The 21772-nt window shown below is 51.6% G+C and carries 20 protein-coding genes and 5 pseudogenes; 5 read left to right on the top strand and 20 right to left on the bottom strand.

All coding sequences use genetic code 11. The features are described from left to right. Window positions 1-9: 9 nt before the first annotated feature. The 9 genes and pseudogenes from mtrD to JCM10550_RS01675 all read right to left on the bottom strand — a co-directional run bounded on the left by mtrD (window position 10) and on the right by JCM10550_RS01675 (window position 8193). A pseudogene (gene mtrD / locus JCM10550_RS01710) lies at window positions 10-842 on the bottom strand (tetrahydromethanopterin S-methyltransferase subunit D). Then, window positions 839-1761, bottom strand: a pseudogene (gene mtrE / locus JCM10550_RS01705) (tetrahydromethanopterin S-methyltransferase subunit E). The pseudogenes mtrD and mtrE overlap by 4 nt, the downstream one beginning before the upstream one ends. A gap of 199 nt (window positions 1762-1960) precedes the next feature. Then, complete coding sequence (gene mcrA, locus JCM10550_RS01700) at window positions 1961-3679, bottom strand: coenzyme-B sulfoethylthiotransferase subunit alpha (protein WP_062396498.1); 1719 nt, start codon at window positions 3677-3679, stop codon at window positions 1961-1963. A gap of 5 nt (window positions 3680-3684) precedes the next feature. Next, a pseudogene (mcrG, locus tag JCM10550_RS01695) lies at window positions 3685-4454 on the bottom strand (coenzyme-B sulfoethylthiotransferase subunit gamma). A gap of 12 nt (window positions 4455-4466) precedes the next feature. Beyond that, the gene (gene mcrC, locus JCM10550_RS01690; RefSeq protein ID WP_062396496.1) at window positions 4467-5099 is read right to left on the bottom strand and encodes a methyl-coenzyme M reductase I operon protein C; all 633 of its coding nucleotides are present in this window, start codon (window positions 5097-5099) and stop codon (window positions 4467-4469) included. 7 nt (window positions 5100-5106) lie between these two features. Continuing rightward, window positions 5107-5376 carry a methyl-coenzyme M reductase operon protein D gene (locus JCM10550_RS24140; RefSeq protein WP_281175211.1) on the bottom strand — a complete coding sequence of 90 codons (270 nt, stop codon included), beginning with the start codon at window positions 5374-5376 and terminating at the stop codon, window positions 5107-5109. Then, the gene (locus JCM10550_RS24135; RefSeq protein ID WP_281175210.1) at window positions 5328-5537 is read right to left on the bottom strand and encodes a methyl-coenzyme M reductase operon protein D; all 210 of its coding nucleotides are present in this window, start codon (window positions 5535-5537) and stop codon (window positions 5328-5330) included. The genes JCM10550_RS24140 and JCM10550_RS24135 overlap by 49 nt, the downstream gene beginning before the upstream one ends. Before the next feature lie 73 nt (window positions 5538-5610). Continuing rightward, on the bottom strand, window positions 5611-6921 hold the full coding sequence (gene mcrB, locus JCM10550_RS01680) for a coenzyme-B sulfoethylthiotransferase subunit beta (RefSeq protein ID WP_062396494.1): 1311 nt from the start codon (window positions 6919-6921) through the stop codon (window positions 5611-5613). Between the two features lie 429 nt (window positions 6922-7350). After that, the gene (locus tag JCM10550_RS01675; protein ID WP_172673727.1) at window positions 7351-8193 is read right to left on the bottom strand and encodes a 4Fe-4S binding protein; all 843 of its coding nucleotides are present in this window, start codon (window positions 8191-8193) and stop codon (window positions 7351-7353) included. A gap of 246 nt (window positions 8194-8439) precedes the next feature. Here JCM10550_RS01675 and JCM10550_RS01670 point away from each other — a divergent pair, with 246 nt between their 5' ends. From JCM10550_RS01670 to JCM10550_RS01655, 5 genes are read left to right on the top strand one after another with little or no spacing between them, the layout of a single operon-like run. Beyond that, complete coding sequence (locus JCM10550_RS01670) at window positions 8440-8895, top strand: molybdopterin-dependent oxidoreductase (protein WP_083475218.1); 456 nt, start codon at window positions 8440-8442, stop codon at window positions 8893-8895. Next, window positions 8832-9320: a hypothetical protein gene (locus JCM10550_RS17915; RefSeq protein WP_157199829.1), complete on the top strand. Its 489-nt coding sequence runs from the start codon at window positions 8832-8834 to the stop codon at window positions 9318-9320. The genes JCM10550_RS01670 and JCM10550_RS17915 overlap by 64 nt, the downstream gene beginning before the upstream one ends. Further along, window positions 9301-9603 (top strand): molybdopterin-dependent oxidoreductase, encoded by a 303-nt coding sequence (locus tag JCM10550_RS01665; RefSeq protein WP_245618597.1) that lies wholly within the window; start codon window positions 9301-9303, stop codon window positions 9601-9603. Before JCM10550_RS17915 ends, JCM10550_RS01665 begins: the two co-directional genes overlap by 20 nt. Next, on the top strand, window positions 9522-10031 hold the full coding sequence (locus JCM10550_RS01660; protein WP_083475217.1) for a molybdopterin dinucleotide binding domain-containing protein: 510 nt from the start codon (window positions 9522-9524) through the stop codon (window positions 10029-10031). The genes JCM10550_RS01665 and JCM10550_RS01660 overlap by 82 nt, the downstream gene beginning before the upstream one ends. Next, window positions 10032-11270, top strand: coding sequence for a Coenzyme F420 hydrogenase/dehydrogenase, beta subunit C-terminal domain (locus JCM10550_RS01655; protein ID WP_062396485.1), 1239 nt, complete (start codon window positions 10032-10034; stop codon window positions 11268-11270). Window positions 11271-11612: 342 nt separating this feature from the next. Here JCM10550_RS01655 and JCM10550_RS01650 read toward each other — a convergent pair. The 11 genes and pseudogenes from JCM10550_RS01650 to JCM10550_RS17910 form a co-directional block, all read right to left on the bottom strand. Beyond that, window positions 11613-12383: pseudogene (locus JCM10550_RS01650) on the bottom strand (formylmethanofuran dehydrogenase subunit C); the annotation flags it as partial. Window positions 12384-12427: 44 nt separating this feature from the next. Beyond that, the gene (locus JCM10550_RS01645) at window positions 12428-14089 is read right to left on the bottom strand and encodes a formylmethanofuran dehydrogenase subunit A (protein WP_245618596.1); all 1662 of its coding nucleotides are present in this window, start codon (window positions 14087-14089) and stop codon (window positions 12428-12430) included. Then, window positions 14008-15492 carry a formylmethanofuran dehydrogenase subunit B gene (locus JCM10550_RS01640; protein ID WP_245618595.1) on the bottom strand — a complete coding sequence of 495 codons (1485 nt, stop codon included), beginning with the start codon at window positions 15490-15492 and terminating at the stop codon, window positions 14008-14010. Before JCM10550_RS01640 ends, JCM10550_RS01645 begins: the two co-directional genes overlap by 82 nt. Window positions 15493-15504: 12 nt before the next feature. Continuing rightward, window positions 15505-15897 (bottom strand): molybdopterin dinucleotide binding domain-containing protein, encoded by a 393-nt coding sequence (locus tag JCM10550_RS01635; RefSeq protein ID WP_083475216.1) that lies wholly within the window; start codon window positions 15895-15897, stop codon window positions 15505-15507. 19 nt (window positions 15898-15916) lie between these two features. Beyond that, the gene (locus JCM10550_RS01630) at window positions 15917-16342 is read right to left on the bottom strand and encodes a hydrogenase iron-sulfur subunit (RefSeq protein WP_062396482.1); all 426 of its coding nucleotides are present in this window, start codon (window positions 16340-16342) and stop codon (window positions 15917-15919) included. Further along, a complete protein-coding gene (locus JCM10550_RS01625; RefSeq protein WP_062396481.1) occupies window positions 16342-18378 on the bottom strand; it encodes a CoB--CoM heterodisulfide reductase iron-sulfur subunit A family protein in 2037 nt (678 codons plus the stop codon). Before JCM10550_RS01625 ends, JCM10550_RS01630 begins: the two co-directional genes overlap by 1 nt. Window positions 18379-18390: 12 nt before the next feature. Next, entirely contained in the window at window positions 18391-19284 is an 894-nt protein-coding gene (gene hdrB / locus JCM10550_RS01620) for a CoB--CoM heterodisulfide reductase subunit B (RefSeq protein WP_172673726.1), read from the bottom strand. Between the two features lie 12 nt (window positions 19285-19296). Next, a complete protein-coding gene (hdrC, locus tag JCM10550_RS01615) occupies window positions 19297-19884 on the bottom strand; it encodes a CoB--CoM heterodisulfide reductase subunit C (RefSeq protein WP_062396479.1) in 588 nt (195 codons plus the stop codon). A gap of 10 nt (window positions 19885-19894) precedes the next feature. Continuing rightward, a pseudogene (locus JCM10550_RS01610) lies at window positions 19895-21061 on the bottom strand (4Fe-4S binding protein). A gap of 9 nt (window positions 21062-21070) precedes the next feature. Next, complete coding sequence (locus JCM10550_RS01605; protein ID WP_062396478.1) at window positions 21071-21346, bottom strand: 4Fe-4S binding protein; 276 nt, start codon at window positions 21344-21346, stop codon at window positions 21071-21073. 142 nt (window positions 21347-21488) lie between these two features. Beyond that, window positions 21489-21740: a hypothetical protein gene (locus JCM10550_RS17910; RefSeq protein WP_157199828.1), complete on the bottom strand. Its 252-nt coding sequence runs from the start codon at window positions 21738-21740 to the stop codon at window positions 21489-21491. Window positions 21741-21772: the final 32 nt, after the last annotated feature.

The raw sequence follows: 21772 nt of genomic DNA, 5'->3' as shown, positions 1-21772 counted from the left end.
TCTAACACCTCAGATTACCACCAGAAGAATAGCAACAAGACCGCAGGCTGCACATGCTGCAGACGATCCGATTACTGCGCGGGGCCATCTCTTGAACTTCGGGTCGTGAGGACCTTCGATGGTACCGGTAATGTTGTACGCGGTAAGTACTGCTGCTACAAGGAACATACCGACTGCAAAGATACCTGCAAGGGATACGGCAAGCGTAGCCATGCTTCAGGAGTCATGCCGAGGACATTTGGAAGTGCCTGCTGGTAGACTTCGAGAAGTTCAAGGTAGATGAGCGTACCGCCGAGACCGGCGAGGATACCACCAATTACACCACCAACATAGGAGATGAACGGAAGTCCGTGACCCTCAGTTCCCTGAGATCTGTATCCATCGTACGTGTCACCGGTAATGGGGTCTTTCTCGACCTTTCCGGATGCAGCGGGGGGGATACCCATTGCATACACGTAGACAACGTTCACCATCAGACAGGTAATTGCCATCAGGAGACCGCCGCCGATTGCGCCTGCGCCGAGTGCGACCCAGAGGCCCATCTCAGCAGCCCATGCGCCTCCGAAGAGACCTGCAAGGCCACCACCGGCAGCGAGCATTGCCACACCGGTAGCGATACCGGGTGCCTGACCCATTGCTGCGGGTGCACCACCGACCGGCACGAAGTGCACACCAAAGGAGATGAGCACGCCGCCGATGATGACGCCGATGAGAGGAATGAGTGCTACTGGGTAGACTACATAGGCAATACCAACTGATGCAAGTACGATAACCAGTGCGATCACTGATGCAGCCGGGTTAATACCTTCTCCACCAGCTGAACCGCCACCTAATGCACTCATGCTGTTGCCTCCTCTTCTGTTGCTGTTTCTGTAGTATATGGACCGTAGGTCTTACGTGCCCATGACTCAACCATGCGGTCGATGACCATGAAGACGATGATGATTACGGCACCGGCGATCACTGCTCCCCCCCAGCCTGCTGCGAATGGCTCGAAGAGAATGGTACGCCATAATTCGAAGAACACGATAAGACCGAAACAGATACCGGATGCGGGACCTGCTCCCTTGGATGTGAACCATCCGTTGTCAAGTGAACTTCTCTGTCCTGCCTCTGCATACCGGACGATGTCACCGGATGCGGAGATAGGTAACCCTGCACCGAAGGGGGGGTACTTCTGATACTGGCGTTCTTTCCCGTAGAACGGGTTACCAGTTGCAGATCCTGCTGCTCCCAGTGCGATTCCCCCCCATACAATACCCATCAGTGGCAGCGGGAACGGATGTCCCAGAGCCTCGATGATAAGGAAACACATAGTAACAGTAGTGAAGACCGCCACGAATGCGTGGGCCATAGTCACAGTTGTAACCGATTTTAAAATATCGATATACACCGGCTGTTCAAATTTTGCGAGACTTGCAGTACGACCGAGATATGCAGTCGTTGCGTACACGCCCTGCACAAAGACTGCGACCGCAGAACCAATGATGAGAGCAAGAATCGCATTGTACTGAATCGCCATCAACGCCCAGGCAATTCCGGCAGCTAATGCCACCCATAGACCGTACGCAGGGGGGGTTCACCGGATACTGCTTTATTGTAGATCCTGTGAATATACCCCATCTGCGGAGCCAGCTGAACCTGTGAGTTCGGGTCACCCTGTGATCCGATATCAGATTCAGTGTCCTCCGCAGCGCCAGCTACAGTGGCAAGAGCGCCAGCCAGAGCGCTAATACCGATGCCAAATAGTATTTCTTCCATTCAGGCATCCTCCTGTGTGTCAAAGCACCAGAGTAACACGTTACACAAACCCTTTTTGGTTCAATTAAACCTCGATAGGGATTTTATTAAAGGTTTCGAAAAAAAGAGAATCACTATTTTACATTCGAAACGGAATGCAGGCTACGTTAAAAAATAACCATTGATTTGTTTTTGTTAATGAAAAAAAATTGGGTTGATCTTACCTTGCAGGTATGATCAGTGAGCGCTCGCCTGCTGGCTTGAACTCGCGTATTGCACCCTTCGCAAATTCGCGGCGGGGGGGTTCGGAGAAGTCGAATGTAAGTGAGGGGGGGTCTGCGAAACAGATCTTCACAAGTGGGTCGAAGCAGAATGCGTCGCCGCGTCCGTAGTGCGCACCACCGACGATAGCTGCGTATTCTCCCTGGTGACCGACATTCATTGCGTAGTTTGGATAGTTTGGTCCACGGAGTTCGCCCATCAGACCGCGGTCAGGCTCCATGGAGAGGGAGTTTGCTGAACCACACTGGTCCTGAAGATCGTATCCGAAGAAACCAAGACGTGACCATCCTTCCTTGTGCATGAGCATGGAAAGATACCATCCGTTCAGACCGGCATTGGAGTTTCCGGTACCAATGGAACAGGTCAGACCACAGGCTGCTGCCATAACACCAGCACGCTGTGACCCGCCGAAGTGGTCTTCCATCATGGTTGGGTACTGTTCGTACTGTTCCATTGCATTGAGGTTAACCTCAGTTGCAAGGTCGTTGACGACATCCTGAGTTGGAGTGATGGTTGCTGCGGGGGGGTCCGGGTTGGAGTAGTCGAAGCCGTACTTGTCCTTCAGGTAGTCCATACCGTAGTAGGTGTACTCATCAAGGATGTTATCGGTGTATGCTGCGGTTGCATACTGGGTGAAACCGACACCACCGGACATGTAGGAACCAAGCCAGATCTGGTCGAAGAGCATGGTACCTGCACCGACAACCTCAAGGGATGCACGTGCGGGGGGGTCGTTCGGGTATTTCCGGTTTGCCTGAATAATATCGGAGAATACACCGAATTTGATTCCACCGGGTTCGTTTGGACCACGGGCACGGCGTGCCGGAAGGATGGATGCCATCTGTGAGACACCGGCGTGCTTTGCGGCGAACGAAAGGTCAGCGACTGCTGCTTCACCAGCGCACATTCTGTATGCTGCGATGAAGGACATACCGATCTGCATAGCAGACCATCTGGAGGTGGTTCCACCGTCACAGGTACGGGAGACAATGGTCGGGATGTGGATTGCCTGGTACATCGACTTGCCGACCTGTTCTTTCAGGACTTCTGCCTGTTCGGAGGTGAAGAGCTTGTCGATGTTGATCAGGAACTGTGGCTCAATGTCATCTGCCATTGCGTCGTCGCCAGTGAAGACCTTCACGTAACAGTCATCGACAAGGCCCGGGTGGGTCTCGACCATGTGTTCCTGAACCACTGCTGCACCGGGCATTGCGTGGTTGAGGATGTGGAGGTATTCGTTGATCGTCTCAGGGGTAACTTCCTTACCGAGACGTTTCTGGAGTGTTGCGTGTGCAAGATCCATGCCGACAACGACAGTACGGCGGATGTCATCCCACATCTGCTGCATTGCAGCGTTGTTGACGAAGTGAAGGTCATCACCCTCTACGAAGACACCGGACTGGGAGACTTCGTAGGTCATGAGCTGTCTCTGACCCATTGGCAGTCCACCAAGGTGGCAGTGCTCTGGATCATACATGGAGATTCCACGTTCCATTTCAATGCCCTTTGCTGCAGCCATAAATTCGCGCTTACGCGGAGACTGGCGGACACCATTGAAGTTGTAGAACGTGGTCTTTACGGACTCAGGATCCTGGCCCTGGAACTTCTCTTTGAGTGCGTCAAGGAAAAGCTTCTGTGATCTCTCTATTTTTGCCATTAAAATCACTCCTCAACCGGCATGAAGCCGTATTTTGTTCTCAGCGAGTGGATGCGGACGATGTATTCAATGTACTCCTCGTCATCACGGTATGCTGAACCGACGAGTGAGTGGAAGATGGTCGAGTGGGCTTTTGCCCATGCGTCATCGAGTGGCTTGCCGACTGCGACTGCACGGTCGAGGGGGGGCTCTCCAATCTGGTCTTTCACGTAGGTAACGATACCTTCGTCACCAACAATACACCTCTGGAGCATGTCGAACATCAGGCCATCTTCTGCAAGACGGAGTGAGTGTCCGTGCACAGTTGCGCCACGGATGCTGGTAAGAGCGGGCTCGAACATTTCGGTCTCGAGGAGCCACTTGGAGTAGGACTCAAGGTCACGCTCACGGCACTCGACGATCTGACGACCGGAGAGTGTACCTGGGTCAATACCACGGAAGCGGTAACATTCTGCGTAGGTACGCTGGTATGGCTGGGACGGACCGTTGTACATAGAGTCAACAAACTGTATGTAGCGGACGCGGTCGCCTGCCTTTGCACCCTCGGTTGGCTCGACAATCTTGCGGATTGGGCAGTCAGGTTCCTGCTGCTCTGCGAGTGGGGGGGGTGTGCAGTTGGATATGCGGAGCCCGGTGCGCGGTGACCGAGAACCAGCACAACATCTTCATCAGTTACATCTCGAACTTTGTCAAGTTCGACGTTCGGGTTCATCTGGCGGCGCCTGTTCTCAGCGACGACGGATGTGCCCGGACCATACTGTGGTGTGTATGCCATAATTATTTCACCTTAATTAGGATTTTTCATTACGTTCAATACTGCCTGAACAACTTCGGCGAGTTTATCCCGCGGCGGGGGGGTCTGACCTCTGGTCACACCGCTGACAATTGCTGCCACCTCACCCTTTGTACGGATGTGCTCCGGTGACGGCATGACATATGCGGTTTTGACACCGACTTTTGCGAGATCCTCATAGTCAATTGGTGCCTGTGAGACAACAACTGCGCGGACATCTGCCTGTGAGAGAATAAAACGCACCTTCTCCACCACATGGGAACGTACATTCCCGTGGTGCAGAACAGCAACTTTATGCTGCTCAATTTGTGACACCTCTTTTCCTGAAAGGCCAAAATAGGCCCCCAGGACAGAACCTGCCAGTTTTGGAGCATCAGCAGGGACGCCACTTCCCGAGTTGAGCACAAGAGTGCTCACCGAGAATTCCACGCCCTCTCTCCTCAGGGCAGACGTGATATCACATACCGGTTTAGTCACATGACGCCTTCCGGGAGACATGCCGACGACAATCACATCAGGATGGCGACACTCTGAAATAGTGCCACGTTGGGCAAGGCCTCCGCCTTTACCCATCCCCCCCATGGATTCGCGGCAGTCAACAACCTGGGTTATGCGACCAATCGGCATGAATATCTTACCTTCCCTGAATAATTACCGGTCCTTCTTTATTCCGCGGATCCATGAGACCGATCAGGTCTGGATCCACGTTGGGACCATATTTCGCGTAGTCCGCAACAGTTGGCTGGGTTCTCATGTACTTCTTCCCGGTCTGGAGCTGATACGGGAATTTCGTGAAGAACCGATCACATAGTGCACGGATCTTTTCAGTCACACTGTCATCCAGCACCTCAAAGATCATGGTCCCGACCTGAACACGGAGTTCAAATTCCGACCCGCCAACCATAATGACTTTACGGTTGGAATTGGGGGGGTTGGGTTTCCCCCCCGCGCAGGCCCGTACGGGACCGTGCGCGGAAGATTGGGACCATTTATCATCATCCGGCGAATTCCGGGAATCTTCACAACCTCATTGAGGAGTGCTTCCGCGGAGTCCGGTTTGAGCATGCGGAGGGGGGGTGTGATCCGGCACTGGGGGGGTAATCAACGACAGCTTCAGTCATTCAAATCAGTTCTCTGTTCAGATACCGTCTGCGATATTCTGGATCGGTCTCTTGAATACGTCAATCTGACCGTATGTTTCGCCCATGATAGCGGAAGTGCCCTCAGGAGTGAACATCTGTGTACCTGCATCGAGTGCACATGCTGCAACGACACATGGAATTGCACAGCCGTTTGCGTGACGTGTTACGACGTGGTTACCATTGAAGATACCAGGACCGCCGCCACCATAGATGGAGTGGCTGAAGAATGAGAAACCAACAGCAGTTCCCATTACACGACCGAAGTCAGTGCTGGGGGGGAGACCGGTCTCGTGTTCAAGCAGATCGTTGAAGTACAGGAGAGTCGAGGAGACACCCTGTGCGAAACGTCCTGCACCACAGTTGACAAGTGTTGCTGCCATGGTACCTGCTGCTGCGTATGCGTTCCACATCATGGGGGGGTCCTTGGTGTCGTAGAACTGGAAGTAGCCGCCCTTCTTGCCTGCAACGATGACCTTGTCTTCGATTGCACGCTCAACGAGGGACTGGACAACAGTACCGATGGTACCTGACTGGCCGTTCTCTTTGACGAGTTCGTATACGAGGTTGTTTGCGTTAAGACCCTGGTATGCGTACTGCAGAAGCATGTGGCGCTCGAATGGGCCGATTGCGCCACCCATCTCGAACTCTCCTGCGGTCTCGAGGGTTGATGCGAGTGCTGCACCCTGCATTGCATTCCTTCCGGTCATCATAACGAAGTGGTTAACACCGATGTTACGCAGTGCAAAGCCGATACCCTCATTGTTCTGTGGAATGTTAAGGACAGATGTTACACCTGAGCCCGGCATGTCCATTGTGTGGGGGTATCCGCCCCCCCAGCATGCTGCCTTAACAGTGGATGCGTTGAATGCATCGACGTTAAACTGGTCAACAACCGCATAGGTGGTTGCTGCTGCAACAGCTGAGATAGCTGCATCGTAGGTTGCTGCAGAATCGAGACGTGCCTTTGGAACCTCAACGAGGAGAAGACTGCCGCCCTTGAATTCGTTGACAACGGTGTCGCCACCCTCAACGTCAACCATCTCTTTAATCTTAGCGACGATTGCGTCTTTGTTGTCCATAATCGGGAGGTCAAGCTCACGGCCCATAATGGTACCCTTGCCAAGTTTACCAGCTTTGAGGCCTTTCTCAATGCCGCCGAGGTTGACTGCGATGGACCTCTTGGTGAGGTCAACGATCTTCTTTGATGCCGGGTTGACGAGCGGGCTGACCTTGTCGATGGTTACGCCGCTCTTCAGAAGCTTACCGTCATCTGAATAGAGATCGATTGTGTCGGAATATTTTGCCATTTATTTTCCTCCAATTACCCTTTTGTGCAATGCATTTCATTTTCTGAACAAAGACAGGAATAAATCCTGACAGAAATCGATGATAGTAACTACTGCACGTCCCCCCCGCATGGGACAAGAAAGATATACACAATGTCAGGATATAAGTATTCCTAATCCCAAGCAATATAATCTTTAAAAAATAAAAGCCAAACTGTGAGAAACAGGCAAATCAACCGTTAGTTCAGGAAAGATTATTATCGAGTATTACGCAATGCATATGTCCGTAACACAAGATGCGACAAAGGTCCAATTTTTTTATCATTTAATTGATGCGCTTCTTTTAAGCTTGTTTTTTAAAAATTAACGCGCATTTTGGATGGAAATATACACAATAGAGAGAGATGGGGGGGAAAAAATTCAGAATAACCCCCCCATCTGAACAGGAACTCACAGATGTTCCACAACCGAATCTTCCGGAAGTTTGGCCAGAACAGATTTCACAATCTGATCAAACCCAATCTCATCCAGCTGGTCTGCAAGAAGGCGGGTCCCCCCCACTGCCTGACGATAGATACGATACATCGCCTCATCAACCGCCTGCTCTGCAGCTTCCAGAGAGTTTACGATCACCAGACGCCGACCAACCTTTGGGTGACGCCCACGCCTGCCACCGAAAGTGATCTCATAGACCGGATCTTCTGCGGTTATCACCCCATACGGACAGGTATGTACACAGGCACCGCAGCGAATACAGCGTTCATCATTAAGGACAATAACACCGTTTATCACTTCAAGAGCATCTTCATTGCAGAAATCAACGCATGTCCCACAGCCGGTGCATTTTTCCGGGTGGCGAAGAGGTTTTAAGTGACCGGTTACCCCCACTTCACAGAGGCGTTCACTCACACAGGAATTCGGACAGGCGGAGATGCCAATACGCGTTTTGACCGGCATTTCACGCCCAAAGTATTTCCGGTCAATGTTGAGGGCAAACGGGATGGCATCAATATTTGCAAGCCGACAGCGTTCATTTCCCGGGCATGCCGTCACATTGACCACATTCTGAAATTCTGCACCAAACGGTGTTCCGTTCTTGGTAAGTGCAACACCAAGTGCCGGAAGATTTTTTTCAGCTACATGCGGAATTTCTATTGTCTGTCGTGTGGTGAGATGCACGTCATCCCCGCCGTACTTCTGTGCAGCGTCAGCAATCCCCCGCAGTTGATCGGGCGTAACAATGCCTGCCGGAATGCGGAGCCTGATGGTATATGCCTCCATCCCCTCCTCCACGATTACCCCCACTCTGGGAATCTGGATCATATGAGTGCTTCATTACCTGTACCATACTTTCTCCAGCGTATTAATTTTCACGCCCCCCTGAAAAATGGATTTCCGGGCAGCATATCTGCGCCCGAATGTTGGAGTTATATTGATTTAATTGACAATGCAGCCAATATCCACCAATAATCGTCAATTATCAGAGAACAGAGAGGCCAATTAAAATAGTTGACATTCTGACTGAATTAATGGAAAGATATGAATTTTAGTTACGTTTCAACAGTATGCCCATTCTGTTCGACCGGATGCTCATTCAATCTCGCAGTCCGGGATGGAGCAGTTATGGCAGAAGGGCCGTATCACCGGTCACCGGTAAATGACGGCAAGACATGCCCAAAGGGGGGGCACTATGCATACGAGATGCTGTCAGGGAAAGAGCGCATATACTCCCCCCCACTTATCCGAAAAGACGGAGTACTCACCGAATGCAGCTGGGAAGAGGCACGTGCCTGTATCACCATGAAATACAAAGAATACGCAGGCCCGGAGATTGCGGTTATTGCATCTGCACATGCCACCAATGAGGATATCTATGCCCTGAAACGCCTTGCAGAAATACTGGAAACAGATAATTTCACATCCCCGCAGCAGTGGGCATTGATGCCTCTGCAGGGAGTATCTCTGACATTGCCGATGCGGACTGCATCGTTGTAGTCGGAAACCTCGCACTCTCCCATCCCCTTGCGGCACGCAGGGTTGCAAATGCAAGGGACAATGGAGCCAAAGTAACAGTTGTGGATACCTATCTAAGTCCGACTGCCAGACTGGCAAACGAATTTATTCAGGCCGTCCCGGGCAATGAGCGTAAAGCTGTTGCAAGAGCTGCTGAATTCATTGAGGGTGAGAAATCCTACGTCCTCTTCGGCATCACTGCAGGAGATGCAGAGACATCAATCGCTGCAGCCGCACTGGAGATAGCCGAGGCAAAAGGAGCCACATTCTTTGCATTCCCGGCACAGAGCAATGGACGGGGGCGCACTCGATATCGGCGCCTCCACACCCATCAGCACCGTCCTCACCAACGAGAAGATCAGGGCATGGTATATCATGGGCGAGGAGATGGGAGCGGTTGCGGCTGACTTCGTCGTCGTCCAGGATGCCTTCCTCACCGTAACCGCACAGAATGCCGACGTTGTCCTGCCGGCAGCAGTCTTTGCCGAAACCGAAGGCACCGTCACCAATGCCGAACGCCGTGTCCAGCGTTTGCACCGGGCACAGGAACCCCCCCGGAAGGCACAAAACCCCCCCACTGGAGAATTGTCGCAGACATCGCTTCTGCCATGGGAACCAGTCTGGGATATGAAACACCCGCGGCAGTCTTTACCGACATCACAGCGAATGTCAAAGGATACGATGGCCTGACCTATGCAGCGCTTGAAAAAGACGGATTCCTCATCACACCCCGGAAGGCCTCTGTTACTCTCGGACCCAGACCTGCAACAGTGAAGATTAGCGACGGATTCCCGCTTATCCTTTCGATGGTCCCCGACATCTGGCATGGGTTTGGCACTGCAGGCACATTCTCAAAGAACTGCCCGACACTGGTGCAGGAAGTCCCCGGCATATGGGTCGGCATCAGCAGGGAAGATGCCCATACATATGAGGTATTGGACGGCAGGAATATTTCCATCACCTCAGGTATCGGCACCATGACAGCAACCGTAAAAATAATGGACGGCATTGCCTCAGGGACCGCAATAATTCCTGCAATGCGGATGGGTGATATCTGTGCCTGTACGGTAACCGGCAGACGAAAAAACTGTGCGGTGCGTATTGAGGAGGTGGCCTGAATGTCAGCAAAAGGAGACTTTGTCTACGCCTGGGCATCTGATGCCGGAATGGCGGAGAGAGGAGAGTGCGGAGGTGCTGTCTCAGCACTGCTGAAATATGCACTGGAGAGCGGAATGGTTGATGGTGTTCTTGCCGTAAAGAAGGGAGTTGACCTCTATGACGCCGTACCTGCATTCATCACCGACCCGGCAGAGATCGACGAGACGGCAGGATCGCTTCACTGCGGCACCCTGCTGCTTCCCAAACTCATTAAAAAATACTTCAATGGTGCAAATGACATAAAAATTGCCGTGACCCTGAAGGGCTGTGATGCAAAAGCGATGTACGAGCTCGCCAAGAGAAACCAGATCAATCTGGATAATATCTACATGATCGGCCTCAACTGTGGTGGTTCCGTGAGCCCGGTACAGGCACGCAGGATGATTGCAGAGAAGTTTGAGACCGATCCTGACGCGGTCATCAAAGAAGAGATCGACAAGGGTCAGTTCATCATCGTCACCGAAGACCACGAACACACGGGCATCAAAATCGATGAACTGGAAGAAGAGGGATACGGCCGTCGGCCAAACTGCCAGCGTTGCAAGACAAAGATACCTCGCCAGTGTGACCTTGCATGCGGAAACTGGGGAGTCATCGGAGAAAAAGCAGGAAAAGCCACCTTTGTCGAAGTATGCAGTGAAAAAGGCGCTGCCCTCCTCGATGCCGCTGCGAAGAGCAGTGCACTTAGCACCTGTGCACCTGTACCCCAGGGACTTGTCATCCGTGGAAAAGTAGAGAATGCCATGCTCAAACTCGGTGACAGATGCCGTGCGGAACAGTTTGGAAAACTCGGTGACAGTGAAGACCGTCTGAAGTATATTATCGACAAGACCTCACGCTGCATCAAGTGCTACCAGTGCATCGACAACTGCCCCATCTGCTACTGCGTGGAATGCTCCACCAAAAAGTCGCACCTGGTCACACCCGGTGAAGTGAACCCACCCTTTATGTTCCACCTCATCCGGTTCAGTCACATATCCGACTCCTGCATCAACTGTGGGCAGTGCGAAGAACTCTGCGCCATGGACATCCCGAATTCACTCTTCATGCATGCCATGCAGGTGGAGATGGAAAGGATGTTCGGATTTGTACCGGGCGTCAATATGGATTTACCCATTCTCGCACTCGTTGAAGAACCCACAGAACGAAAGCGCCTCTCCAATACCGGAGATGATCAGATCTTCAATATTTTCGGATAAAAAAAGAGTCTGGATCTGCAGAATCCCTCAATCAGGAGGGACTGTCCCTCCTGAACCCCCCCATCCCCCCCACACACAATACTCTTCAGATACCCTGAACGCCCGGGAAATAAAGCGGGCAAATCATATTTTACAAAATGATGAGACTGAATAATTCCAATTCTCGTGAGTTGTGAACAGGTTCATCATTTCAGATCAACTCGAAGACAATGAGAGCACCTGACCCGACAGTTTCCACACGAATCCCCGGCAGAAGATGCATCTGCGGCACAGGTTCGGGATGAACACCATACAAATTCACGGTGAAACGGTGTCACCAAAGTAACACAGGAAAAAAAAGAGTTAGTATTTCATATAAAGCTGACCGTAGGTGACGACACCCTTGCGCTTGGGGGGGTGACGTTCGCCCATGTCTCCCTCATACAGAGCAAAGTGGCCTTCCTCGCCATCTACTTCAAGGTCAGCGTCATTGCGGTACTGGAACCCTGGCATCATTACGTCAATGTCACCATAAACGTAAATCGTTCCTTTCACCATCTGTCCGCCGACACGACTCTTTGCATCGCCCTTGACGATGATCGTGCCGCCTTCCATGTGGGTGCCGACATGCACATCGATGTTGCCACCGACGACAATGGTACCGCCACGCATGAACGTACCGACATCACTGCCAGCGTTGCCGCTCACACGGATTTCTCCGCCCTGCATACCACGCCAGTCGCCACGGTATGCTGCGCCGAGATAATTGCCTGCGTTTCCGTTGACAATCAGTTCTCCGCCGGTCATGCCAAGCCCTGCGAATGCTTCGATGTCACCGTTAACAGTGATTTTGCCGCCGGTCATCCAGCCGCCGACATACATGTCTGCATTGCCGTTGACGATAACCTCGCCTGCGGACATTTTCATGCCAATGTATTTCACACGACTGACGTCACCATTGACGACAACCGTGGTGTCGGCTGCAGTTGCGCCACCCTCACCCTTGACAGTGAAGTAGTCACCAAGGGTGACGGTGGTCTTGCCGACAAATCCGTGCAGTGCTGCGATCTCCGCTGCATTCTTCCCTGCAAAAACATCGGGTGTGATGTTCTCTGCCTCAAGGAAGAGTGTGGGGGGTCTGGTTGGGTAAGAATTACTTTTGCCATATCTCCTTCACCTCACTTTGTTGCATCGACCTCGATGACATACGGATTGCGGACATAGTGCTCTCCCTCAACCGTATAGTTGTTCTGTGTCACCGTGTAATACCGGCGGAACTTCTCTGAAATATCACGCTCAACCATCGGGTTGTCATTGACCGTGGCATTGACCCAGAAGGTACGCTTGTTGCCCATGTCAACGATCTCGCCCTCGTTCACGATCAATTTGCCACCCTTGATGAGATAGGCTGCATTACCGAATGCATACTCAATCTTCTCAGGGTCATCAGTGTCCGTCTCGGGGTTGTACGGATAAACTGCGACATCACCCTCAAGACCTGGTTTGAGTGAACCGAACATGTGGGAAAGACCGAGGGTCTTTGCCGGTCCTGCACGGGTCATCATGGCAAGTTCGTAGAGGGATATTTCGCGGTCCAGTTCACCGATGTAACACCGCTCACGGATCTTGTCACCGTATTTGAGCGTGTTGTCAAGCATGTCATCACGTGCCTTTGCACTCATGAGCCACTTGTAGACACGTGGGTAGCGGCACAGTGGTCCTGCATTGGGTGCATCGGTGGTGATGTATGCACGCATCGGGTCCTTGATGAAGAGACCGCATTCAAGACCGACTGCCCACTGGGCACCGGCGATGAACGTCTTCGGGTTGTAGATGAACGGAACAATACCGGATCCGGTCTCAAGCTCCACATCGGTATTTGCCCACTTGAGGTTGTTCATGTGGGAGAGGTGGTGCTCGAACGGACCGTCTGCTGTCATCGTGGTGGTCTCGTCAAGGGTTACGACACCAAGGTCATAACTGATGTTGTCAACGGAGTTGATGTAGTTAACAACTTCCTTGGACTTGGACTCAAAGGACTTGGACGCATAGCTCTCACCGCCATAGCAGTGGAACTGCAGGTGAGTGTTATGCAGCACAACTTCACGACCGAAGTCGTTCTGTGGCTTGAAGTCCTCTGCAATCTTCAGCGTGTCAAGGGTGATCTCGTAGTTGCCGGGTTCACCCAGACTGTTGCCATGCACGTGCATGCAGTGCGGAAGGCCGAGGTACTCGTTTGCGGCAATGAGGCCGGAGACAATCTGCCGCGGGGGGGTCACGTCAAAGTACGGGACCACGTCATCGACGGTCTCACAGTTCATTCCCCAGCCCCAGGACTCGGTACCACCGGGATTCACACACTTAATGCCGAATCCCTTGGTCTGGTTGAGAAGCCAGGCAATGTATGCCGCGGTGTTCTCAATCTCATTCTCCTTGAGATACTCAAGGACAAACCAGTTGTTGCCAAAGACCGGGAGCGCTCCCTGATCGATGATTGGGGGGGTGTCACGGATTTCCTCATGAGTATGGCGTGCATACAGAGGCGGCATCGCTGCCTCCATGGAGAAACCGAATCCCATACGTGCATACAGGTATGCCGTCCTGAGAACGGTAGGGACGGAAAAACCGCCCTCCATGCGCTTTAGACCGCTGCCTGCCGTGGTATTGAATAACTTGTCTTCCGGACGGAAATTCCGGCCCGTATTCACCTTAGGACCTGCGACGTGTGCGTGTACGTCAACACCTGCTGCCATTACGGTCATGCCAGTGGCATCAATGACGGTCGGCTTTGTGACATCGCCTGCATCGACGATCTTGCCGTCTTTGATAGCGACATCCACTTTGTCTCCGTTAATCCCCCCCTGAACAGTCGAAGACAAAACCATTTTTGATGAGATACTCTGTCATGATTATGCTGCCCCCCCTTCAGTTCCCGTACACGGTCGAGGACCTTCTGCAGGAACTCCTCATCGGTGAGCATTCCTTCCGGAGGTTCAACAACCTTTCGGGTCTCAATCGGGACATTGTCCATACGATATGCACATCCGCCGACTTCAACACCCACAAATGCCACCGGCACATGCATCTTTGAGACTGCAGATGTCGGGGGGGTGATATGTGGGTCAATACAGACAGACGGAAGCTGTGCAATCTTCTTCACGGAACGAACCGGGAAATGTGCACCGGGGGGGTCAGACCCAAGTACAAAGACTGCATCCACCTCGTCACGGACAAGCAGATCGTTGGATGACGAATCGCCGGGGTTATACCGGGCAAACCCACGGGTCAGGTCAAGACAGAACGGGAACCCGAACTGCCATCCCCCCCAGACCTGTCCGGAGCCGGTCACATTGTAATGGCCCCCCCGCATCGCAACGATGGCTGCTTTCGTATAGTCATTGAGATCACGGGTGACCATGATTGCAATGTCGATGTTATGGTTCTTTCCCAGTGAATGGGTCACACCCATACCGAAGAAGATCACCGTAAACCGACCGGACTTAAGCGTCTCCGCAGTCTCGTAGATCTCTTCTTTGGGAATGCCTGCAACGAAATCCGGAAGTTCCTCGCCACGGATGGCGACCCGGATAGCGCTCAGGAGCTCATAGTCACGGCCCTGCTCAAGCTGCAGATGGACATCTGCCATCTTGGCGGTGTCGGTCTTACGCGGATCAACCACGATCATCTTTCTTGACTTTGAACCCTTGCCGGTAAAGAAACCACGAGGGAATATGGAGTACCGCGACATGTGACGGGGGTGAGCATGTGCCGGGTTGCATCCCCCCCAGAAGACCACACGGTCTGCACGGTTTGCAATCTCACCAAGGGTTGCTGACGGTACACCAACATCCTGCACAGCAATCAGGGTTGAACCGTGACATACTGTTGCAGTGTTGTCCATGCATGCACATACTTCTTCACCGATCTCGGATCCAACGCCCTGTGCAGGACAGCTGGTAGATGACCAGCCGTACATTAACGGCTTTTTGGCATCTACGAGCAGGTTTGCGGTATAGTCAACCGCATCATCATATGTTACTTCTTTCCAGGAGCCGTCTTCCTGCTTCATCCGTGGGCGGGTGATACGATCCTTTGCCTGGGAATGGAGAAACTTTGTTGCTCCGATAGCGCAGGCATTGTACACCTCGAGGATCTCCTCTCCGTCATCGGAGACAGCGACCTCAAGATCATCGCAGAGCGTCCCGCAGAACGGGCAGACGACATCTGTTATTATTTTTGTCATCTTTTACACCGCCTATAAGCACTCCTCTGTGATCAGAGCGATGGCGTCAAGGACTGTCTCTTCCTCAGCGACCTCGACGGTCACTGGAGTACCCTTGAACGTTGGCATCCCGGTGGAGTAGGTGTTGGGGTCAACAACTGCATTGGCCCATGGTCCCATAGGGATCCACCCAAGTCCGGGGTGCGGACCCTGGGTTGCGCCAATTGCCTTGACCACAACACTCCCAAATTCACTTGAAACACGAACATTCGTGTTTTTAAAGCACCCGAGACGCTTAAACTCGGCGTCATCGAGTTCAAGGATCCCACAGGCATCTCGATAGGCAAGCTTTTCCTTGCCGCCTTCCATCGAGACGCCCTGCTGGATCGTCCTACCTGAAATCAGGTTTATCTGAATAGCTGCCACACCTTCATCTCCGATTCAGTTATCTCTCGTACTTCTTGATCGGGCTTGGGCCAAGTTCTTTGACCGTTTTGACAACATCTTCCATGACTGCTCCCCACTTTGCACCCTCGGATGCAGAGACGAAGGTCATTCTCAGACGGTTGTCATCAAGACCGATATTCTTCAGGAGGTTCTTTACAAGGAACATACGTTTTGCACACTTGTAGTTGCCCTCAAGGTAGTGGCAGTCACCGAAGTGGCACCCTGAGATCAGCATTCCATCGGCACCATCCTGAAACGCCTTCATAATGAAGAGCGGATCAACACGGCCGGTGCACATCACACGGATGGCACGGACATCAGGTGGATACTGAATACGGGCACCACCAGCAAGGTCTGCACCTGCGTATGAACACCAGTTACAGATGATTGCAATAATTTTTGGGTTCCAGGTCTCATCTGTCATTAGTTATCCTCTCCTTTCAAAAGGAATGCGTCTATCTGAGCACAGATCTGTGGTGATGTGAAGTGCTGCATCTTAATTGCACCACCCGGACAGAATCCTCCGCAGGTACCGCAACCCTTACACTTTGCTTCGGTCACTTCCATCACGGTGCGGCCGTTCTTCTCAACAAGGTCCAGTGCACCATATGGGCACTGCTGAAGACACATACCACAGCCTGCACAGATTTCGTCCATGCACTGTGCAAAGTACGGCTCAAGCTGCACTTCACCGGTGTGGATGGGAATCGATGCTGCGGATGCGGCACCCTCTGCCTGTGCGACGGTGTCAGGAATATCCTTTGGTCCCTGGCAGACACCGGCAAGGTAGATACCTGCAGTGGTGGTGCCACATGGGTTGAGTTTCGGGTGTGCTTCAAGCAACCAGCCGTCCTGTGACTTGGAGACACCGAACATCTGGCGAATCTTCTCAGCTTCAGGTTTGGGCTGCACTGCTGCAGCAAGGACAACCATGTCCATTTCCATACTGACAGGTCTGCCAAGCAGGGTATCTTCCGCGTTGACGATAAGGTTCTTTGTGATCGGATCTTCCAGAATGTTTGCCACACGACCGCGGATGAACTTTGCACCCTCGTTCTGGATACGGTAGTAGAACTCCTCGTACATCTTTCCAAAGGAACGAATATCCATATAGAAGATGTAAGGCACTGCACCGGGGATCTTTTCCATGATCTGGTGGGCGTGCTTGAGTGAATACATACAGCAGAAACGGGAACAGTACGGTTTGTTCACGCCGCCGGTGTTGTCACGGGAACCTGCACAAAGCACAAATCCGACTTTCATCGGGGTCTGGCCGTCAGACGGACGGATCAGGTGACCACCGGTTGGACCGGATGCACAGATCAGGCGCTCGAATTCAAGACCGGTGATGACATTGTCAAACTGCTTGTATCCCCATTCCATCTTCTGTTCGATCGGGATGTAATCATACCCGATAGCAAGAATACAGGTACCGACTCTGATCTCTTCAAAGGTGTCGACACTGTCAAGGTCAATCGCACGCTTCTCTGGCCCACATGCCTCAACACAGAGACCACACTTCACGCATGAGTCGAAGTCAATGGTGTACTGCAGGGGGGGCATTACCTGCGGGTGATAGATGTAGATTGCCTTCCTTGGTGCCATACCCATCTCGAAGGGGGGGTTTGGCTTAATGACCGGACAGACTTCAGCACAGTCACCACAGCCGTTACAGCCGCCGCCGACAATGCCGCGTTCCAATGCTTCGGTTGGGTCAAGAACACCACGTCCTTTCTTGCGGAGCGTGATCGTAAAGTTACCGATGTAGCCCTCTACTTTCTCAACTTCCGTATAGGTTTTGAGTTCAATGTTGGGGGGGTGACGACCGACATCCACCATCTTTGGTGTCAGGATGCACTGTGAGCAGTCCAGTGTCGGGAAGGTCTTGTCCAGCTGGGACATGCGTCCACCGACGGTGGGGGGGGCCTTCTCAACAAGGTAGGTCTTAATGCCTGCGCTTGCAAGGTCAAGTGCAGCCTGCATACCTCCGACACCGCCACCAAGGACAAGTGCGGAATGTTCTACCGGCACACTCTTCGGCTGGAGGTCTTCAAGCATCCGGGCCTTTGCCACAGCAATGAGGACCTGATCCTTTGCTTTTTCGGTTGCGCCTTCCCAGTCGTGCATGTGCACCCAGGAGTTCTGGTCACGGATGTTTGCCATCTCGAACCGGAACTTATTCAGTCCGCCTTCCTCTGTTGCGGTACGGAACGTTGGCTCATGAAGACGTGGTGAACACGCTGCAACGACAATACCGTTCAGGTTGTGTTCTTTGATTGCGTCGATGATCTTCGATTGTCCCGGAGTTGAACACATGTACTGGTATTCATCTGCGACAATGACGCCATCAAGGGTCATTGCGTAATTTTTGACCTCTTCAATAGAGAGGGAACCCGCGATGTTTGTACCGCAGTGACAGATAAACACACCTATTCGTGATTCTTCTTTTGTTTCAGCCATTTATTTCACCTCTCAAAGAATCTTCTCCAGGAATGGTTTACAGTCAACAGCGTGTAGATCAAGAGCAAGCTCCTGTGGAGTCATACCTTGTGCAAGACCAAGGAGTTCGTTGTAGTGAAGAACCGGAAGGTTATATGCCTGACCGAATTTCTCCTGAATTTCAACCTGACCCCGGTCGTACTGAAGCTGGCAGAACGGACAGAATTCAGTGATTGCGTCAGCTCCGACTTCCTGTACATTGATCAGCTTCTCATTGGTGATATCCAGTGAGTGAGTCAGATCAAATCCACGGACACCACCACCGGCACCACAGCACTGCATTTTGTTGCGGTACTGAACGGATTCTGCTCCCAGTGCATCGATGAGCTCCTCAAACCACATGGGGGGGTTCTCTGTGTCACCGAAGTGGCGTTCTTTCTTTGGCTTAAGCAGGTGGCACCCATAGTGTGGTGCAATCTTTGTTCCGGAAAGCGGACGGGTAACACTCGCACGAACCTTCTCAACACCGCAGATTTTCTCATCATAATAGAGTTCAATCAGGTGCCAGACATCAATGGAACCCTTGAATTCCATATCAACTTCCGCAAGCACTTCGTTCACACCATCACGGAGTTCATCGTTGTGCTTAAGGATGTGGTTAACTTCCCAGATAGACTTGTAACACCCATTACAGATGAGTGTGATATCCATGTTCATCTCTTCTGCAAGCACGAGGTTACGTGCTGCAAGTGCGTACCAGACCTTCAGGTCAATGGCGCCAAATGCACCAGGTGCAGGACAGCAGCTTGCACCCTTCAGCGGCAGAAGTTCAATACCCAGTTTTTCACTTGTTTTAATTGCTGCTGCCTCACATCCAGGGTAGCGGTTTGGTGCAATACAGCCAAGGAAGAATGCATACTGTTTCATATTTCCAGACATTTACTTACTCTCCTCAGCGAGAATCCGGTCTGCATTCTCTTTCATCTTATAGAAATCCATGATCTTCTGAATTCCCGGAATAAATTCAGGATAACTGTGTGTCGTTGGCGGATCTGCCGGCAGACCGAGTTTTACCCGGGCTGCTCTGTTGACATCATTATTGGGCACACCATGTCCGGTGTTATAGATCAGCTGCACGGTCTTGAGGAAGTTGCGTGGCACAATATCAACTTTGAACGCAAGGTTCCTCATTGCCATGATTACATCGGTCGGTGCAAGGTCACGTGGACAGCGGTCTGTACATGAATAACAGGTGGTACAGAGCCACAGATCAGGATCGTTGAGTGCTTCCTGCTCGAGACCAAGTACTCCCTTCCTCATGAAGAGACGAATCCGATATGAACTGCGGGGGGGTGCTGACGGACATGAACCTGTGCATGTTCCGCACTGGTAGCACATATTGGCAGCTGTACGACTGAGTTTCTTCACATCTTCGAGAAACTGAGGGTTGGAATCAGTTGTATAATAATTCGTATCTCTGAGTTTCTCTTCCAGTTCGGCATTGCCGTATTCTTTTACTCTTGCCATTTCCTTTTCCTCACGCGGTTTCCATCATCTTGAGTTCAACCTCGTCCTTTGCGGCCTCTTTTACCATAGAGGTGCGCGGAGTGCAGAGTTTGTCCTTGATTTTCAGGAAGAGATCCGTCTCCTTACCCTTCACACGGATATTAGTCCGCGTCAGTGTAATGATATCCTCACCAGGACATGCGTTCACACACGCACCACAGAGAATACAGAAGTCTTTATTGACTGCAATTACCGGTTCATTTTCGCCCTTCAGGTCTTTTGCAGCCTTCGGGGGGGTAGGGAGGTAGATTGCATTTGCGGGACAGACCTCAACACAGGTGGAACACCCGGCAGCATTTATCTGCATTGAATTCAATGTCACCTTCAAAGATCTTCTCAACAGTGATTGCCTCGGCCGGACAGTTGATTTCACACCAGGTACAGGTGCAGCAGTTCTCTTCAAGGATTTCGACCTTGCCACTGAGTTTTGCTGATTCAACTGCCCTCTCGACGGTGATTGCCTCTTCAGGGCATGCTTCGACACAGACCTGGCAAGCGTCACACTGTTTCTCGTCCCAGACGACATCGCCCACAATTGCTCCGAACTCTGCGGAGAATGGTTTGCGCTTTACATCGATTGCCGGACAGAGCTCTGAACAGATACCACAGCGAGTGCACTTTTCATCATCAACAGTGAAAGTGGTCTTTCCTGCGATTACTGTCTGCTTCTCAAGTGCTCCCTCGACCGTACCCTCAAATGCAGGGACTTCACGGCTGATGGCATCTCGGGGGGACAGACGTCCTCACAGATAGTACATTTTACGCACTTGTCCTGGTCAATCTTTGTGACCATATCATATTCAGGGAACCCTTCACGTTCGACAATCGGAAGAGCTTCCTCGCCGTCAACTTTGAGAGTCAGGGAGTTGAACGGGCACATCACTACACAGACACCACAATATGAGCACTTCTTTTCATCAATGTTCACGGGTTCTGCATAGTCAACTACACCACGACGAACAGCACCTACCAGTCCAAGACTGATTGCTTCCTCCGGACAGGATTCTGCACAGATTCCGCATCCGGTACATGTCTGTCCGTTCAGGATCAGGTTGCTAACGCTCGTGAGGAGCTTCTGCTCCATAATTACGTTAACGCCTTCTCTCTTTTTGGAGAATTTCGGGAAGAATGTATCCATGTTTAAACCTCACTCCATACCTTCTGCCAGGGATTTGGATTTCGTATCCCACGGTCCTGCCAGCCGTATCACATTAAATGGACATGCCTCAACACATACGCCACACCCGGCGCAGAGTTCGTGATCTACATCGAGAACAATGGCCTTGCCATTCTTCACCTGGTAGATCTTCTCGTCGGTCACCGGATCTATGGTAAATAGCTCCAGTGCATCGACAGGACATGCAACCACACATGCGTTACAACCGGTACACCGCTCCATGTTAATATGCAATGCAAATGCCATGGTTTCACGCACCAGTATCGATCAAATCGATTACAGGAAAAGTTGTTGAAAAGAATAGATAAAGGTATTGAAGTGAGGTGCTTTCAAAAGAAGAGAGTATTATCCGTATTTTCTGATAAAAAACATTTACTATCGGAAAAAATTAATAGCATTCCATTGATTTCTGAGATCGATATCCACCGATAATAATCAAAAATAATTCTTCGGGATTTTCTTGTATTCTGCATTTTAATGATGGTTTCACCTCCCACCCAAAAATCCCCCCCTTTTTAAAATGCAATACCCCCCCAATATTATTCCTCATTTTGGGAACAGCACTGTTGGATTCAGGCAACTTTGCCTCAATATCAACAGGTATTCCCGTAGCAGAAAAATAATATCCGCACGCTGACATCTTCACACAGTAAACCTAATTTCAATCAAAGA

The sequence above is a fragment of the Methanogenium cariaci JCM 10550 genome (assembly GCF_001315945.1).
Lineage (GTDB): Archaea > Halobacteriota > Methanomicrobia > Methanomicrobiales > Methanomicrobiaceae > Methanogenium > Methanogenium cariaci.
This window is presented reverse-complemented; position numbering and strand designations above follow the sequence as displayed.